The 16,708-nt window shown below is 49.1% G+C and carries 14 protein-coding genes (1 of these 14 only partly in view); 7 read left to right on the top strand and 7 right to left on the bottom strand.

Annotated elements, in window-relative coordinates; genetic code table 11:
• Nucleotide 1: 1 nt before the first annotated feature.
• The 4 genes from gcvPB (at nucleotide 2) to E6W40_RS26525 (ending at nucleotide 6,910) form a co-directional block, all read left to right on the top strand.
• The gene (gene gcvPB, locus E6W40_RS26540; protein WP_136608597.1) at nucleotides 2–1,579 is read left to right on the top strand and encodes an aminomethyl-transferring glycine dehydrogenase subunit GcvPB; all 1,578 of its coding nucleotides are present in this window, start codon (nucleotides 2–4) and stop codon (nucleotides 1,577–1,579) included.
• Nucleotides 1,580–2,141: 562 nt separating this feature from the next.
• A complete protein-coding gene (locus tag E6W40_RS26535) occupies nucleotides 2,142–3,317 on the top strand; it encodes a glucose-1-phosphate adenylyltransferase (RefSeq protein ID WP_136608596.1) in 1,176 nt (391 codons plus the stop codon).
• 21 nt (nucleotides 3,318–3,338) lie between these two features.
• Entirely contained in the window at nucleotides 3,339–4,442 is a 1,104-nt protein-coding gene (gene glgD / locus E6W40_RS26530) for a glucose-1-phosphate adenylyltransferase subunit GlgD (RefSeq protein ID WP_136608595.1), read from the top strand.
• Between the two features lie 26 nt (nucleotides 4,443–4,468).
• Nucleotides 4,469–6,910, top strand: coding sequence for a glycogen/starch/alpha-glucan phosphorylase (locus E6W40_RS26525; RefSeq protein WP_136608594.1), 2,442 nt, complete (start codon nucleotides 4,469–4,471; stop codon nucleotides 6,908–6,910).
• A gap of 74 nt (nucleotides 6,911–6,984) precedes the next feature.
• On the opposite strand, the gene E6W40_RS26520 is transcribed toward E6W40_RS26525, so the two are convergent.
• Entirely contained in the window at nucleotides 6,985–7,752 is a 768-nt protein-coding gene (locus tag E6W40_RS26520; RefSeq protein ID WP_136608593.1) for an SGNH/GDSL hydrolase family protein, read from the bottom strand.
• Between the two features lie 390 nt (nucleotides 7,753–8,142).
• On the opposite strand from E6W40_RS26520, the gene E6W40_RS26515 reads away from it, so the two are divergent.
• Nucleotides 8,143–8,412, top strand: coding sequence for a NifU N-terminal domain-containing protein (locus E6W40_RS26515; protein ID WP_136608592.1), 270 nt, complete (start codon nucleotides 8,143–8,145; stop codon nucleotides 8,410–8,412).
• Nucleotides 8,413–8,558: 146 nt separating this feature from the next.
• Here the strand turns inward: E6W40_RS26515 and E6W40_RS26510 are convergent, their stop codons facing one another.
• The 4 genes from E6W40_RS26510 to E6W40_RS26495 are packed head-to-tail and all read right to left on the bottom strand — an operon-like array spanning nucleotide 8,559 to nucleotide 12,749.
• Nucleotides 8,559–9,581 carry a Gfo/Idh/MocA family protein gene (locus E6W40_RS26510; protein WP_136608591.1) on the bottom strand — a complete coding sequence of 341 codons (1,023 nt, stop codon included), beginning with the start codon at nucleotides 9,579–9,581 and terminating at the stop codon, nucleotides 8,559–8,561.
• Nucleotides 9,582–9,631: 50 nt separating this feature from the next.
• A complete protein-coding gene (locus E6W40_RS26505) occupies nucleotides 9,632–10,711 on the bottom strand; it encodes a Gfo/Idh/MocA family protein (RefSeq protein WP_136608590.1) in 1,080 nt (359 codons plus the stop codon).
• A complete protein-coding gene (locus E6W40_RS26500; protein WP_136608589.1) occupies nucleotides 10,708–11,565 on the bottom strand; it encodes a sugar phosphate isomerase/epimerase family protein in 858 nt (285 codons plus the stop codon). Before E6W40_RS26500 ends, E6W40_RS26505 begins: the two co-directional genes overlap by 4 nt.
• 20 nt (nucleotides 11,566–11,585) lie before the next feature.
• Nucleotides 11,586–12,749 (bottom strand): Gfo/Idh/MocA family protein, encoded by a 1,164-nt coding sequence (locus E6W40_RS26495; RefSeq protein WP_136608588.1) that lies wholly within the window; start codon nucleotides 12,747–12,749, stop codon nucleotides 11,586–11,588.
• Between the two features lie 160 nt (nucleotides 12,750–12,909).
• Between E6W40_RS26495 and E6W40_RS26490 the strand changes: the two genes are divergently transcribed.
• Nucleotides 12,910–13,737, top strand: a complete 828-nt coding sequence (locus E6W40_RS26490) for an AraC family transcriptional regulator (protein ID WP_246073204.1) — start codon at nucleotides 12,910–12,912, stop codon at nucleotides 13,735–13,737.
• A gap of 158 nt (nucleotides 13,738–13,895) precedes the next feature.
• Here E6W40_RS26490 and E6W40_RS26485 read toward each other — a convergent pair whose 3' ends face one another.
• Nucleotides 13,896–15,491, bottom strand: coding sequence for an oleate hydratase (locus E6W40_RS26485; RefSeq protein ID WP_136608587.1), 1,596 nt, complete (start codon nucleotides 15,489–15,491; stop codon nucleotides 13,896–13,898).
• A 196-nt stretch (nucleotides 15,492–15,687) separates the two neighbouring features.
• Between E6W40_RS26485 and dhaS the strand changes: the two genes are divergently transcribed.
• On the top strand, nucleotides 15,688–16,275 hold the full coding sequence (dhaS, locus tag E6W40_RS26480) for a dihydroxyacetone kinase transcriptional activator DhaS (protein ID WP_136608586.1): 588 nt from the start codon (nucleotides 15,688–15,690) through the stop codon (nucleotides 16,273–16,275).
• 61 nt (nucleotides 16,276–16,336) lie between these two features.
• Here dhaS and E6W40_RS26475 read toward each other — a convergent pair whose 3' ends face one another.
• On the bottom strand, nucleotides 16,337–16,708 hold the 3' portion of the coding sequence (locus tag E6W40_RS26475; protein ID WP_136608585.1) for an Rrf2 family transcriptional regulator. Its footprint extends 63 nt past the window's final position; only the last 372 of its 435 coding nucleotides appear in the window; its start codon lies off the right edge, out of view — the gene reads right to left on this strand; its stop codon occupies nucleotides 16,337–16,339.

The following is a 16,708-nucleotide window of genomic DNA, read 5'->3' as shown; positions in this document are numbered from 1 at the left end:
TATGAAACGGATACGCAGAGACCATAAGGTCCGTCAGTTCCACCAAGCTAAATGGGATGAGCCTGTTATTTTCGAGCTTCACCGGTCCGGAGAACGGGGCGTTATTCCGCCGGGAACCGAACAAGCCTTAACAGCTGCGGTTGGCTGTGCGGAAGACAGCATCCCGGCATCTATGCGACGGAGTACAGCACCTGCCCTGCCGGAAATCGGTCAGGCCAAGGTGCTCCGGCACTATCTGAGACTGTCTCAGGAGACGCTTGGATCAGATATGAACGTCGAAATCGGGCAGGGGACCTGCACGATGAAATATATTCCCCGGATTAACGAGATGCTGATCCGCAATCCACGCATGACTGAGCTGCATCCGCTGCAGCATGTCGATTCCGTGCAGGGAATGCTGGAGATATTCCATAATCTCGATCTGGCGATGCGTGAGATTTCCGGCATGGATGCCTTCTCGTTCCAGCCAAGCAGTGGAACGCAGGCGCTGCTGGCCATGGCTTCCATTGTCCGTGCCTACCATGACTCACGCGGAGAAGGAGATCAGCGTGATGAGATCATCACGACAATCTTCTCGCATCCCTCCCAGGCCGCGACGGCTGCAGTGAAGGGCTACAAGATTATTACACTGCATCCGGATGAGGACGGATTCCCGGATCTTGAGAAGCTGAAAAACGCCGTCTCCGGACGGACCGCAGGCTTCGTCGTGGCGAACCCGGAAGACACGGGGATTTACAATCATCGTATCCGTGAATTCACGGATGTGGTTCATGCTGCTGGCGGTGTTTGCTATTACGATCAGGCGAATGCCAATGGTCTGCTTGGGATTACACGGGCGAAGGAAGCAGGCTTTGACATGTGCTTCTTCAACCTTCACAAGACCTTTGCAGCGCCACATATGTGCGGCGGACCGGCGACGGGAGCACTGGGTGTTGCCGAAGCACTGAAGCCGTTCCTGCCAGGCCCACTCGTGGGCAAGAGTGCAGACGGACGTTATATTCTGACGGAGCAAACCGGCGACAGTATCGGCAAGGTACGCAGCTTCCACGGTGTGGCCCAGACTGTGCTCCGCTCCTATGCCTGGATTATGAGCCTCGGTCCGGAAGGGCTGAAGGATGTCGCTCAAGTTGCGGTGCTGAATAACAACTATCTCTATCACAAAATTCTTCAGATCCGCGGTGCGAGCGCTCCTTATATTAAAGGTCGCCGCCTGGAGCAAGTTCGTTACAGCTGGAAGCAGCTCACGGACGAGACCGGGGTAACGACGGAGGATATTACGCGGCGGATGTGTGATTTCGGTCTGCATTACTGGACTTCCCATCACCCGTATATTGTACCGCAGCCGTTTACGCTGGAGCCTACTGAATCGTACTCCAGGGAGGATCTGGACGAATACATCCAGACGCTTGCCCATATCTCGAATGAAGCTTATACGCAGCCGGATATCGTAAAATCAGCGCCGCACAGCAGTACCGTTCACCGCAATGATGAATCATCGCTGGATGATCCGAAGCAGTGGTGTATCACTTGGCGGGCGTATTTAAAGAAAACTCAGCCGGAGATGCAGGAGCAGAAATAACCTTCATCCCGTTATTTAACAAGAGAAAGAGACCTGTTTACCAGGTCTCTTTCTCTTGTATTTAGACGCGTTTGAACTTCATAGAGCTCTGCATCTCTATATAACAATAAATACTTTCAATATAAGCGGGGAAACTCCAGCAAGATACTTCTATAGATGTTTTTCATAAGATATAATAAAGTAACACTTCAAGAGTACCACTCCCTTTTACCGCAAGAAACTGCCGCTGAATGCGGCCCTGACCTCTTACTCATCTATGAATGAAATTCTCTTCCTCTTTTTTATTCCTGTTGAACATCTGCTCGTCCGCGAAGCGGCCGAAGACGATGAACAGGCACATCTATGATGCTGTCCATTCTCTTAATCATGAAATTCACCTAATGTATACCAACTGGGATTACCAAGCAAGTTTCACGTTTAATAGTGCATAGGGATCACTGTCCGTATGGCCGGGCGCTTATGAGAATTGCAGCCATGACACCAGCCCGTCATTTTTGTGCTGCGTATTCGTGTCTTCAGGATTTTTAACCGAATCCTTAATTTGAATAAAGGAGAATCAGCCATGAAGAGAAAAGAAGTAGTGGCCATGCTGCTTGCAGGTGGACAGGGCAAACGTCTCAAAGGGTTGACCAAGACACTGGCAAAGCCTGCGGTGTATTTTGGAGGTACATACCGGATCATTGATTTTCCTTTGAGCAACTGCTCTAATTCAGGCATCGATACCGTAGGCGTATTAACCCAATACGAGCCGCTCGTGCTGCATTCTTATATTGGGGTCGGCAGCGACTGGGACATGGACCGGCGAAGCGGGGGCGTTTATGTGCTGCCGCCTTACGAGCGTGAGGATGGAACAAGCTGGTACCGGGGGACGGCAGATGCGATCTACCGGAACCTGAAGTTTATTGAACAATACGATCCGGAGCATGTACTGATTTTATCCGGCGATCACATATACAAGATGGATTATGAACGCATGCTGGACTATCACAAGGAGAAAAATGCCGACTGCACCATTTCGGTCATTGATGTCACCTTGGCGGAAGCCACGCGCTTCGGAATTTTAAATACAGATGATGACCTGTGCATCTATGAGTTTGAAGAGAAGCCGGCAAAGCCGAAGAGCACTTTGGCATCCATGGGCGTGTATTTGTTCAAATGGGATATTCTGAAAAAATATTTGCTGCAAAATGTGGATCATCCGGATACAAGCCACGACTTTGGTAAAGACATCATTCCGTTGATGCTCGCTGAAGAAAAAACGTTATATGCTTATCCGTTCCAGGGTTATTGGAAGGATGTCGGTACAATTGATAGCCTGTGGGAAGCGAATATGGATCTGCTGTCGGAGTATTCGGAACTTAATTTGAATGATCCGGAATGGCGGATATACACACGGAACCCGAATCAGCCTGCCGAGTATATTGCGCCAGGGGCGAAGGTGCGAAATTGCATGATCAATGAGGGATGCTCCGTTTATGGAGAAGTGAATCACTCTGTTCTTTTTTATGGTGTTGAAGTGGGAGAGGGCAGCGTGGTGACGGATTCCGTTATCATGCCGCAGGTGAAAATCGGCCGAAATGTGCGCATTCACCGCGCAATCATTACTGAGAATATGGTGATTGAAGACGGTGCCGTCATAGGTGCCGGCCGTGAAGATAATAGCGAAATATTATTGATCACGAATGATAATGAAACGGCACCGAGTGCGAATGCCTCATTTCCAACCCCTACTATTTAAGAAAAAAGGACGGTGTGTTTCATGAAACAACTCATGGGAGTCATTAATCTGGATCATGAGCTTGATCTATTAAATGAGCTGACCTATTTCCGGTGCGGGGCAGCGGTGCCTTTTGCCGGACGGTACCGGCTGATCGACTTTGTGATGTCCAATATGATGCATGCCGGCGTGCTGGATATCGCGCTGTTTGTCCGGCGCAAATACCGCTCGCTGATGGATCATCTTGGTGAGGGGCGCCCGTGGGATTTGGACCGCAAACGAGGCGGACTGTTCATTTTGCCTCCCGATTGGAATGATCCTTCGGATGTTTCCACGGGTGAACTTCAGCATATTCATAACAACCAGGACTTTTTCGAACGCGGCTCGGCTAAATATGTGGTGTATTCCGGGAGCCAGCATTTAAGCAATGTTGATTTCTGCGATGCCTATGAACATCACCTGAAGCAGGGGGCGGATGTCACTCTTATTTACACCAAGGTTGATCAGCTTCAACCGGAGCATCAGTCCTGCACCCGCCTCGATGTGGACGGAAGCGGACGGGTGACCGATATCCACCGGGAGCGGGATCACCCCAACGTTTATATGGAAATGTTCATTATGGAGAAGGAAATGTTCCTAACGCTCGTCAAACAATGCATCGCCCATGGAGAAAGCCATTTTTTCAGAGATGCCATCCAGAAAAACCGGAACAAGCTGAATATTGCCGGTTACGAATACAAGGGATATCATGCGGTCATCAACTCGCTGGAGAGCTATTATCGCAACAGTTTGGACCTGCTTCAGCCTGAGAAATACAATTCATTGTTCCGGGAGCAGCCGGTTCACACAAAGATCAAATATGAGGTTCCGGCCAAATATCTCGAGACAGCGGATGTAAGCAATTCGCTGGTGGCGAATGGCTGCCAGATCGGCGGGGCTGTCGAGAACAGCATATTGTTCCGCGGGGTGCAGGTGAAGGAAGGCGCCCGGGTCCATAACTCGATTATTATGCAAAAATGCGTCATTGAAGAGAATGCGGTGCTTGAGAACGTTATTCTCGACAAAGACGTCGTTATTTCAAGGGGCCGCCAGCTTCAAGGCGATGTGAGAAAGCCCTTTGTTGTTGCTAAAGACACTGCGATCTAAACTTAATTGTCAGGAGGACACTTCTTTTGTTTAACAACAAGGAATTATTCAAAACTGCATTCAAGGAACAATTGGTTAGTCGTTTAGGAAAAAGCATTGAAGAGGCAGCCGCAGATGACATATACAAAATTCTAGGCATGCTGATCCGTGAAAATATCGGGAGGGAGTGGGCAGAGACCAATCAGATGTATAAAACCCGGCAGGAGAAGCAGGTATATTACTTCTCGATGGAGTTTTTAATCGGCCGTCTAATGGGGAACAATCTGCTCAATCTCGGCATGCTAGAGACCGTTCGAGATGGACTGCTTGATCTGGGCTGGAATTTGGAGGAAATCGAGGAACAGGAGCCGGATGCAGGTCTCGGTAACGGAGGACTGGGACGTCTTGCTGCATGCTTCCTGGATTCCCTTGCATCCTTGGGATATGCGGGCCACGGCTGCGGAATCCGGTATAAGTACGGCCTGTTCGAACAAAAAATTATTGATGGCCACCAGGTCGAGCTTCCGGATGATTGGCTCCAGAAGAGCAATGTTTGGGAAGAACGCCGGGCGGATAAAAAGGTTGAGGTACGTTTTTGGGGACAGGTTGAGGTTCGGGAAGAGGATGGCAGAACCATTTTTAATACAATCAACTATGAGAAGGTCTGGGCAGTTCCGTACGATGTTCCGGTTATTGGTTACGGAGACCTTCATGTGAACACTCTCCGGCTGTGGAGTGCCGAATCGGCGATGGAACCGGCTAAAATGCGGATGGAGGGCCAGAACAGCTATTATAAGTTTTTGGACTATAACCGCTCCGTGGAATCCATTTCTGAATTCCTGTATCCGGATGATTCCGGCTATGAGGGCAAGCTGCTTCGCCTGAAGCAGCAGTATTTTTTATGCTCGGCCGGACTTCAAAGTGTGCTGCGCACATTTGATAAACAGGGACTGCCGTACAGCGATTTGCCTAACAAGATTGCAGTCCATATCAACGACACGCATCCGACATTGGTCATTCCGGAGCTAATGCGAATTCTGATTGATGAGAAAGGGTTCGGATGGGATGAGGCATGGGACGTAACCACCCGTACAGTATCCTATACGAATCACACGCTGCTTAGTGAAGCGCTGGAGAAGTGGCCCGTTAATATGATGCGAGAACTCCTGCCTCGAGTGTATATGATTATCGAAGAAATCAATAAACGATTTTGCGGCATGATGTTAGAACGGTTTCCGGCGAGACAGGATCTGGTTTCGGAGGTGGCTATCATTGAGAGCGACCAGGTTAAAATGGCTCATTTGGCGATTGTCGGCAGCTATAGTGTCAACGGAGTGGCTCAGCTGCATACGGATCTGTTGAAGAGTAACGTCATGAAGCCGTTTTATGATTTGTTTCCGGAACGCTTTAATAACAAAACGAACGGGATTACCCACCGCCGCTGGCTGATGCATGCGAATCCGGAGCTCAGTCATCTCATCAGCGAGAGCATTGGCACGGGCTGGATCACTCATCCGTATCAGCTGCTTGAGCTGGAGCCGCTTAAACATGATTCTTCATTCCGCGATAAAATCATGGGTATCAAGCGTAACAACAAGCTGCGTCTTGCCGCGTACATTGAGCAGAAGCAGGGAATTACGGTTGATCCGGATTCCATCTTCGATGTTCAGGTGAAGCGGCTTCACGCATACAAAAGACAGCTGATGAACATTTTGCATGTCATGCACTTATATAACGAGATTAAGGATCGTCCATCGGCAGACCGTGTGCCACGGACGTTTATATTCGGTGCCAAGGCAGCACCGGGTTACTATCTGGCGAAAAGTATTATCAAGCTGATTAATGTGGTCGCAGAGGTTGTAAACAAAGATCCGCAGGTAAATGACAAGCTGAAGGTGCTGTTTCTTGAAAATTATTCGGTATCATTGGCGGAGAAGATCATCCCCGCTGCCAATGTGAGCGAGCAAATTTCCACGGCCGGCAAAGAGGCATCCGGTACGGGCAACATGAAGTTTATGATGAACGGTGCGCTTACAGTTGGTACACTGGACGGCGCCAATGTGGAAATGCATGAAATGCTCGAAGATGAAAACATGTTTCTGTTCGGTTTACGATCAGAAGAGGTACTGAATTATTACAGATACGGCGGATACTTGGCGAGAGATATGTATAACCAGGATCCAAGGATCAAACAAGTCATGGATCAGCTGGTGTCTCCCGGACCGTTTTGCTGTCATGAACGTGAGTTCGGGCTCATTTATCAGTCCATTCTGGATCATAATGACGAGTTCTTTGTCCTCCGGGATTTTGGCAGCTATGCGGATACGCAGGCAATCATTGATCAGACTTATTTGGACCAACAGGCCTGGGCATCAAAATCCATTGTGAATATCGCCCACGCCGGACACTTTTCCAGCGACTGTACGATTAACCGGTATGCGTCGGACATCTGGCATATCCATCCGGTGCAATCGTCGCTGCACGTGTAACACAAAAAAGGCAACCTTGGCAGGTTGCCGTTATGGCTGCCGGGGATGTATCCCGGCAGCTATTTGTGTGCCCATTAGGGCTCATAAGCCATATGGTTAGAACTGCCGCTATCCAGCAGCAAATGCTTGTAATTCGATTTGACGAACTCCACCACTTTATCACAGATGATCCGGTGACCTTCCCGGTTCGGATGAATGCCATCGGAACAAAGGAATTTCGTATAGTCAGGATGCTCCAGAAATGCACCGCGCACATCGATGTATTTGGTCTTCGTCAGCTCAGAAACCTTCAGAATGGTCGAATTGTAGCGTTCCTGCCACCAATAGATTTTAGTGACGCTGCCTAGAAACTTCAGAATATTTCTCTCCGCTTCGGGATTGTTTTGGCTGACCCATTTGAAATAATTATCTGCATTCAACGGGGGAAGGCTCATGAGAATCGGGATAATCTGCTGGCTCTTCAGCTCATTTACGGTTTCCGTGAGCATTTTTTCGAAAATGTTAAAATCGGTCTTCGGATGATGCTCAGCATCGGGATCAATCGCTATTTCATTCCAGTTAAAATCGCAATCATTACCGCCGTATTCAATGAGAACAATGTTAGGCTTATCCTTCAGCACATCTTTTTTTAGGTTGGTGATTCCCTTAAGCAGCGTGTTCCCGAACCTTGCCGTATTGCGGACCGCACCTTTGAGTTTGTTCTGAAGAAGGGATACATAATTATCCTCCAAAATCACGTACTTTTTTCGAACCTCGTCATAAATGACCCCTTTGGAGATGGAATCACCAGACACGATATACTTGGCACCATCATTCTCGAATTCCTGTTTAAACCCGCCCACAGCTTCACCCCGTTTCCGTATTTTACTCTTGTTTCAAGATATCAGAAAGGATAAACTCCGAGGAACTCACAACCTGATTGCAAGAAAAACTTCCGTTAAATGCGGTCTATTTTCTATGAATGTTCGTCGATATCTGTTCTTCTTATTGTAGTTTAGTCGCTTCCTCTAAAGCAAGTGTACTCCGTTGGAAGGCAAAGGGTCTGTCGGATATTTTCATGGAAACATGTATTTTTCCATTATCCCCGCACGGCAGCAGGCAATAATGTATCTGAATCTGCGGAATTCGCCAGATGCGCATACCAAAGACTTAAGGAAAATTCGGTTAGAGAACGGATTTATTTCGTAAGTCTGATCTGGGCATGTTATAATCACCAAAAAAGGAGTGATGACATGACAGTACAATATAATGTACAAGCCACACCCAATCCGAATTCCATCAAGATTAATACGAATACAACTCTTTTTGAGGGCCCCAAAAGTACATCCCTGAAGAGCGGCGAACAAACCGATCACCCGCTCGCAAGTGCCCTGCTCAGCATTGAAGGCATTGACAACATTTTCGGGATCAAGGACTTCGTTACGATCAGCAAGACACCGGATGCCGATTGGGATACCATTCTGCTACAGGTAGAGGCTGCATTTAACTCGGTTTACGCCTAAAAATAGGGAGCAATCCTGTTCCATAACCTTTGTGAAAACCGTCTGACCGGATATTCCTAATAAAAAAGCTCTCGTACAGATTGGCGCAGCGCCTCTTCAGGCAAGCACTCATCTGTATGGGAGCTTTTTATTGAAATTGAAGTTTTTTATTCAGGTGGAAACCTTAAGCCCTTGCGGCTGCGGGTATAGCCGTATAAATCGTCTATAATCTTAAGCGCCTTGATGCCTTCTTCCGCGTCGATCCAGAAAGGCTGATCATCACGCACATGCTGGTAAAAATCAGCTATCAGCTTCCGATGGCTTGTTCCCCAGTAAGATTTGCCTCCCGTGCTGGTTTGAGGCGGTTCACACAACCGGGTTTCAATACCGTCCTTCCAGAGATACAGCATATCCCGCCGCTGCGATAAAGTCCCCTGTTCAAACACGATTTCGAGCTCGACGGGCGAATCCGAACCATACGCGTTCGTACCGTAAAACAATGCCCTCGTACCACCCTCAAAGTCAATGCAGGCGTGTGCGGTATCTTCAACCTCAATGATATCGTCCAGCGCATCGGTTGTTACACTGCCTTTGACCGAGGAGACTGCACCTCCAAACCACTGAAGCAGATCAAGAGTATGGAGAGTCTGATTAATCAATACGCCGCCACCCTCAGTAGCCCATTTTCCTCTCCATGATGCACTTCCGTAGTAAGTATGGTCACGGTGCCAAGTAACGACACCTTTCATGCAGATCAGCTTGCCGAGATCGCCGGAGGCAATATATTCATGTATCATCTGCGACGACGCATTATAGCGGTTCTGGAACGTGATCCCCAGCTGCCCTGAGCTATTCCGCGCCGCTTCCAGCATGGCTTGTGCCGCGCCGAGATTTTCGGCCATAGGCTTCTCGGTCAGGACATGCTTTCCGGCTGCCAGCAGCTGCACGGCCATCTCCGCATGCATATGATGAGGAGTGCATAAATGAACAATCTGAATATCTTCCCGTTCAATCAGAATTCGGTAATCAGCAGCTGCTTCGGCACCGTAACGCTCTGCTGCCGCCCGTGCCTTATCCAAATCTGTATCAATCACGATGCGCAGCTCCGCATGATCCAGCTCCATGATCGTGTCGGCATGAAGGGGGAAAATGGCTCCGCAGCCGATGATAGCTGCTCCTGTCTTATTCATGGAATCCCATCCTGTCATGTGAATATATGGTTTTTTTGCAAGTTCACGGTTTAGGTGATGCGGAGAGCCATTTCCTGTGCTTTCAGGCACAGCTCGGCGGCTTTAAAGGCATGCTCCTGTGTCATGGCATGCTCGGTGCGATGCAGGCAGTCGAGGATCAACTCTCCAAAAAACGGGTAGCCGATCTGCCCGTGAACGGCAAAATGCCGCTCACCCTCCTTATTGACCAGATATACATGATCACCATCCGGCTCTCTTCCAACATCGATATATTTGCGAAGCTCGATGTACCCTTCGGTTCCGAGAATAAACGTCCGTCCATCCCCCCAGGTACCCAGACCATCGGGCGTGAACCAGTCGACGCGGAAGTATTGGGAGGCTCCGTTGTCGCCAACCAGCGTAGCGTCACCGTAATCCTCCAGCTCCGGGTAATCCGGATGATTATAGTTAGCTATTTTGCTTTGGAGCACTGTTGCATCCTTGCAACCAGCATAGTACAGAAATTGCTCAATCTGGTGACTGCCGATGTCGCATAAAATACCGCCGTATTTCTCCTTTTGGAAAAACCAGTCCGGTCGTGTGGATGCACTCAGGCGGTGGGGTCCAAACCCGGTGACCTGGAGCACGCGTCCGATCGCACCTTCCCGGATCAGCTGTCCGGCATATACGGCGGATTCCACATGAAGCCGTTCGCTGTAGTACACCATGTACTTCCGGCCGGTTTCCCGAACCTTGGCCCGAGCGGCCTCCAGCTGTTCCAATGTTGTGAAGGGGGTCTTGTCTGTAAAATAGTCTTTGCCGGCATCCATTACCCGCAGTCCCAGCTCGCAGCGTTCGGAGGGAACAGCTGCCGCCGCGACCAAACGAACTTCAGGATCCTCGAGTATTTGTTCCAGACGGTCTGCAGCGACGGCTCCCGGAAACTTGGCAGCGAAGGAAGCGGCCTTGGCGTGATCCGGATCGAACACCCACTTAAGGACAGCGCCTGCTTCGATGAGTCCTTTGGTCATTCCCTGGATATGGCCATGGTCAAGAGCAGCCGCCGCGAATACGAATTCGCCCGGGTTCACGACATGATTGGGCTTCCCCTGCGGCGCATAGTTCATTCCGTCCTGCTTTGAAGTGGTCATAGATCCTGAGTCCTTTCGCGCATGAATTCTCCGAACTGCTTCAGCAGTTCTCCAGAGGCGTATTGTCCGCTGAAGTCTTCTATGCCGAGGTATCCGTCATATCCAACGCTTTTCAGGTCCCGAAGCAAACTCCCGAAGTTGATGATGCCTTCCCGCATCGGCGCCCATTCGGAGCGCCAGTTTGCTGTTCCATCCTCGCGTTGGCCATCTTGAACCCAGCGGGCGTTCTTTACATGGACATGGGCAAGGTATGGGCCAAGCAGCTGCATCCCCAAGCGGAAGTTCTCGTAGCCTTCATGTACCATGTTTCCGGGATCAAACAGCACACCGATGTGGTCGGGATCACAATGGCTGACAAGCCGGTGAGCCAGACTTGCGCTTGGCGCAATCGTCCTGTGATGCGTTTCCACGATACCCTTCACGCCATATTGTTTAGCCATCCGTTCGGCTTCTTTCAGGTAGCGGACTGTAGTCTCATAGAGCTCAGGATAAGACCCGGTCCCATCATAAGATGCTGCACCTACACGGATCATTTTGGCACCCAGCAGTCGCGCAGTATGGAATACATGCTCGGTAGCGTCGAGATTCATCTCATTTAAATAAGGCGTCACGCTGACAACTTCAAGCCCTCCAGCTTCCGTGATTTCCTTATACTTAAGCATCTCGGGTTCAGAAAGGGATGGATCGATGGAGCAAAGGTTATTCCCCCAGAAGGAGGGTTTTTCACCATTAACGTCCTTCGGCACCTCCTTAAATCTCCATTCAACGCCGTCGAGCCCAGCCTCGCGGGCTGCTTTAACTAGCTCTTCCGGAGTGAGGTCCGGAGTGACTACAGTAAATACGGAAAGTTTCATGATCCATGCCTCCTATGGGATTAATGCGTTCCTTTGACATTAAGAACAGTTTCAGCGGATTGCTCCTTACGGAAGGTGGAATTCCGTATTCTTTCCTGAAGCTTTTCATGGAAAAGATCCTCATCCAGCGGCAGATCTACCCAATTATCGGTCCAGGCGGACAAGTGCATCGCATTGGATATCGTCAGCCCAAGGATACCTTCCTCGCCTGGAGCAAGCAGCTTTTCCCCATGAAGGAGGGCATTCGTAAAGTTCTGCAAAATCCCTTTATGCTGTGGTCCGTTTCCATCAGGTACCGGGATATCGCATGTCCAGCACTCAGGCTGTCCAAATCCGCCTGTATATTCACGGTTGAACTGAGGCTCCGGCACGCGCAAACGCCAGAAAGTCAGCTTACCGTCTTCAATGACGATTTTGCCGTTATCACCGCTGATTTCGTAACGGTTGGTTCCTGGGCTTTCACCGACCGTCGTCACAAACACGCCCGTGGCGCCGTTCTCGTATTCTACATATGCTGTAACATCGTCTTCAACTTCAATGTTTCGGTATTTGCCAAACTGGCAAAACGCCCGTACCCGCTTAGGCATCATGCCTGTCGTCCATTGCCAAAGATCCAGCTGGTGGGGATCCTGATTCAGCAGCACGCCGCCGCCTTCTCCAGCCCAGGTTGCGCGCCAGCCGCCCGAATTATAGTAGCTCTGCGAGCGGTACCAGTTGGTGATGATCCAGTTCGTTCTTCTTACGGTTCCGAGTTCGCCGGATTGGATCAGGTCACGGAGCTTGGCATAGAGCGGATTGGTGCGCTGGTTATACATAATGCCGAACTGCTTGCCGGATTTGGCGGCGGCCTCGTTCATATCTTTAACAGCTTTGGTATATACGCCAGCGGGTTTTTCCACCAGCACATGGTAACCGTTTTCAAATGCATGGATCGCCATCCCCGGATGGTCGTAATGAGGTGCAGCAATCAGTACGGTGTCCATTGCCTTGGAAGCCCAGAAAGCTTCAGGCGTATCAAAAAGCTGCACGGATTCGGGCAAATTGTTTTTCGCCCAATTCAGTCGTTCGGGATTCGTGTCGCAAATCGCTGTCAGTTCAGCGCCTTTAATATCCCCGCTGAGACTCAGAGCGTGTGTGGAGCCCATATTTCCTATTCCGATAATGCCAAAGCGTACGTTATCCATGCCCGAATTCCACCTCTCATATCTGCTATTCCCCATAAGCTTAGCTTGAATCGAAGCATATGAGAATGACCTGAATTAAGAGGGTTTTGCACAAAATTAAGGTGTTTTGGATAAATCCTAATGTTACAATAAGGCTAATGAAACAGGGAGGGGAAACGTCTTGGAACAATCACTGGATATGACCGGACGACTGCCGGAAAGCCTGACCGTGAATATTAGCTATACCCAACACAGAAAAGGGTTTCACGGGTGGAACCGGACGGAGATAGCTCCGTCATTTCACCGGCTATATTTTATTGCGGAAGGCAGTGGCTCGGTTGTTCTGAATGGTGTCTCCTATGAGCCAAAACCCAATCAGATGATGATCATGCCTGCGGGCACGAATCAAAGGGCGTTAACGGAACAGGATGATCCGTATACGCGCTATTTTTGCCATTTTGATGCGCAGGTGGGGGAGTGGCCTCTGTTTTCGGCTGACAGCAAGCTCTATATTTGTGATGCGAAGAACCCCGAGTTTATTGAACGCATCTTTACGGAATTGGTGGAGTTATTTCATCAAGGCGGCCCCTTTTCGGTGCTGCGTGCACAGGCATGTCTGCTGACGATGCTTGCCTGCTGTCTGGAGGATGGAGGCTATACGGATTTTTGGAAGGATTTTTTACAGCAGACAGAGACAAGCAAGCTTGGGGATGTGCTGGATTATATCCACAGGCATTTGCATGAATCGATGGAAATCGAGCTGCTGGCGGAAATCGTCCATCTGCATCCGAATTACTTTATTCCTTATTTCAAAAAGATTATGGGAGTTACGCCCATGCACTACGTTCAGCGCAAACGGATGGAGGAGGCCAAGCGGCTGCTTTCCTACACAGATGCCGCTATCTCGGATATTGCCGATCAACTCGGCATGCAGCTCGCCTACTTTTCCAGGCTGTTTAAAGGACATACCGGGCTGCCACCTTCGGCGTACCGGGCCTGCACACGGTGAGAAAGAGCTGCTGTCCTTGCTCTTATGCAAAAGCTTGAGACAGAACTTCATATGGATGAAAGCTTACCCGAAATACAGCAATGAGGTGACTTCCCTCAAAATCGGAAGGATCACCTCATTTTTTGTTAAGCTTTATTTTTCATTTCCTGCTTAGGATTTTACCGCAAGGCGGTGACCAGTGATTCGAACAGCACCTTGGGGCTATGCTGACCTTTGTATGGCTGTGGAATATCTTTTTCGATATTGAGCAGCTTATATACCGCCGTCATGGCACTGCGTACCGAGTATTCAACCGTAAAAACGACATCCTCAGGAATCTCCGTATACTGCCCAAGGAGTGCAAAATTGGTACTGCCTTCCGGCACGACATCAGGACGATCACCTTTGACCCGAGGCATGAACTGGCTCGTAATAAACGGCATCATGCAAGGGATAACATCGGAGGTTTCCAGTAAAAGCGGCAAATCATCCGTAAAGCGGAAATGACCGCACAGCTCTGTCGGGATTTCCGCACCCGTGCATTCGGCCATCGTTTTGTCGACATAGTTGCCCTTCTGGTCTCCAGCCAGGCTGTAACCCCAAAATACCTGGATATCATCGGGCTGATTGCGGAAATGTGGTTGATGAGCCAGCACGACGGACATAAGCCAGTTGGAATCCTTAAAAGTTACCAAAGCACCGGTACCGGTCTTGTTGCCTGTGAACTCTTCCATACGCCGGAAGAAAAGCGGGTTTCTACAGGTAACGGTAAACGACTCCCACTTGGACTGAGTAATATTGTTGCTAAAGGCTGCGGGATTGCCGAAGCCCGGCTGTTTTGCGGACAGCTTGTCCCATAAGCCAAATGATGGTCCTTTGTCTTTGAGCACGGGTGCACGGTCCATGCCGCCAAGATCCGAATTCTCGGTCATGGAGCCATTGGTGAAAAAGACCAGGTCTTCTGGGCTTACTAAGATTTCTCCGGTGTGATTCGCTTGGCGGAGATGAATGCGTTCTGCAGTTCGCTTTGATCCTTCTCCGGCAAAATCAATGTCCGTGACTGTCGTATTCAACGAGTACTGTACACCTTGCTTCTCCAGCCATTTCTGAATTGGCAGCACGATGGAGTCGTATTGGTTATATGGTGTGCGTGCAACACCTGCCAGTGTATCAATCCGGTGAAATTCATGCATGAAACGGATCATATAACGTCTAAATTCAACGGCGCTGTGCCAAGGCTGGAATGCGAACATGGTTGCCCACATGTACCAAAAGTTAGTACTGAAAAAATGCTCCGAGAACCACTCGTTAATCCGCTTGGCCCCAAGATCTTCTTCTGATTTAATCAAAAGCCTGCTCATATCCATCCGATCCTCATAAGAGAAGCCCATATGCTTTACATCGACAACTTGGCGTGTACGATCTATCAGTCTTGCTTTTGCATGGGTTGGGTATTGTGCCGTGAAATCATGGATCTCATCTTTAACGGACTTACCCGGGCGATCGATAGAGGGAATGTCAGCGAGCAGGTTCCAGGTGCATTCATAAGTGGGCTCGTTGAGCATCCGGCCGCCGCGGATGACATAGTCTTGATTACCGCTGCCAATTCCGTCGAGTGCTCCACCGTTAATACCTAGATCCTCGAGAATATGAATGTTTCTTCCTTCCATTCCACCATCACGAATCAGGAAGGCGGCGCCGGCCAATGAAGCGATGCCTCCTCCAATAAAGTAGGCTTTTCGTTCGTGTGCATTACATTTCTCTTGATTCAGCATGATTAATCTCCTCCTTATATATTTGTACTTAAGGCGAAGAGCAGATAGAGAAACGGATTTCTTTTAGACAATATGGGAAGAGTGTATAAAAATTAGGCAAGTTGCGAAAATCGTCTGCATCTTTTCCCGGCGAAAGAGAATATTTTATAGTATTGATAGTTTTTAATTCTAGCCAATTAGATTCGAGGTGACCGCCATGTCGGAATCACAGATTACCAAGCGGGCGATTGCAGCTGCATTAAAAGAATTGACCACGATATATCCGTTATCGAAAATCTCCGTCAAACAAATTGTAGACCACTGCGGTCTTAACCGGCAGACGTTTTATTATCATTTTAAGGACAAGTTTGACCTGGTCAATTGGATCTATTACACGGAGGCAGTGGAAAGCATTGCGGACTGCCGCGACTATGAGCGCTGGACTGATGGCATCAGAAGGATATTATCCTACTTGGGTGACAACCGCATCTTTTACATCACTGCGCTGAACACACCAGGACAAAATGCCTTTGACGGTTTTTTGTTCGAAGCCACACATAATTTGATTATGAGTGTCGTTCATGAGGTGTCCTTCAAACGGAACATATCACAGGCAGACCAGAGCTTTATTGCCGATTTTTACACCTTCGCATTTGTGGGGATTGTCGTGAAGTGGGTGAAGGGGAGCATGAAGGAGAGGCCGGAAGAGATCGTGGAGCGGATTCGTGATATCGTTACCGGAACGCTGCAGCCTGCTTTGATGCGTTATGAAGGCTCGAGTCAAGCGACGGATATGGGGATTTAAATGGTAAAAAGCCGGCTGCATTTGCAGTCGGCTTTTTACTGATCATATCTATAGAAGAATTTTAAACGTTATCGGATTGGAGAATGTCTTGAACAACGTCTTCAAGAGTAACTATCTCGAGGGAGCGTTCCATGGCCTTTTGCGCGGCGGAAAATTGTTTGGTCAAAGATTGCTGAATATTTCTGCCGACCATGCATTCCGGATTGGGGTGCTCATGAGTGCTGAATAAATCGTTCTCGGCGACGACGTTTACGGCTTTGTATACATCTAGCAGGGTAATTTCCGAAAGTTTCTTTGCAAGCTTGGCCCCGGCTACTCCTGCACGTACATGAACGAGTCCTGCACCCTTTAACATACTCATGACTTTACGAATGACGACGGGATTAGTATTGACGCTGCCGGCAAGGTATTCTGAGGTGTTGGTTACTTTATC

The organism is Paenibacillus dokdonensis (assembly GCF_004916975.1).
Lineage (GTDB): Bacteria > Bacillota > Bacilli > Paenibacillales > Paenibacillaceae > Paenibacillus_AQ > Paenibacillus_AQ dokdonensis.
The sequence above is the reverse complement of the archived record's forward strand: the minus strand, read 5'-3'. Positions and strand labels throughout refer to the sequence as shown.

What these genes read in the sequence shown, in the direction of transcription:
- E6W40_RS26485 (WP_136608587.1), bottom strand. Translation starts at nt 15,491, where the DNA reads ATGCTGAATCAAGAGAAATGTAATGCACACGAACGAAAAGCCTACTTT.
- E6W40_RS26510 (WP_136608591.1), bottom strand. Translation starts at nt 9,581, where the DNA reads ATGAATAAGACAGGAGCAGCTATCATCGGCTGCGGAGCCATTTTCCCC.
- E6W40_RS26505 (WP_136608590.1), bottom strand. Translation starts at nt 10,711, where the DNA reads ATGACCACTTCAAAGCAGGACGGAATGAACTATGCGCCGCAGGGGAAG.
- E6W40_RS26535 (WP_136608596.1), top strand. Translation starts at nt 2,142, where the DNA reads ATGAAGAGAAAAGAAGTAGTGGCCATGCTGCTTGCAGGTGGACAGGGC.
- E6W40_RS26515 (WP_136608592.1), top strand. Translation starts at nt 8,143, where the DNA reads ATGACAGTACAATATAATGTACAAGCCACACCCAATCCGAATTCCATC.
- E6W40_RS26495 (WP_136608588.1), bottom strand. Translation starts at nt 12,749, where the DNA reads ATGGATAACGTACGCTTTGGCATTATCGGAATAGGAAATATGGGCTCC.
- dhaS (WP_136608586.1), top strand. Translation starts at nt 15,688, where the DNA reads ATGTCGGAATCACAGATTACCAAGCGGGCGATTGCAGCTGCATTAAAA.
- E6W40_RS26500 (WP_136608589.1), bottom strand. Translation starts at nt 11,565, where the DNA reads ATGAAACTTTCCGTATTTACTGTAGTCACTCCGGACCTCACTCCGGAA.
- gcvPB (WP_136608597.1), top strand. Translation starts at nt 2, where the DNA reads ATGAAACGGATACGCAGAGACCATAAGGTCCGTCAGTTCCACCAAGCT.
- glgD (WP_136608595.1), top strand. Translation starts at nt 3,339, where the DNA reads ATGAAACAACTCATGGGAGTCATTAATCTGGATCATGAGCTTGATCTA.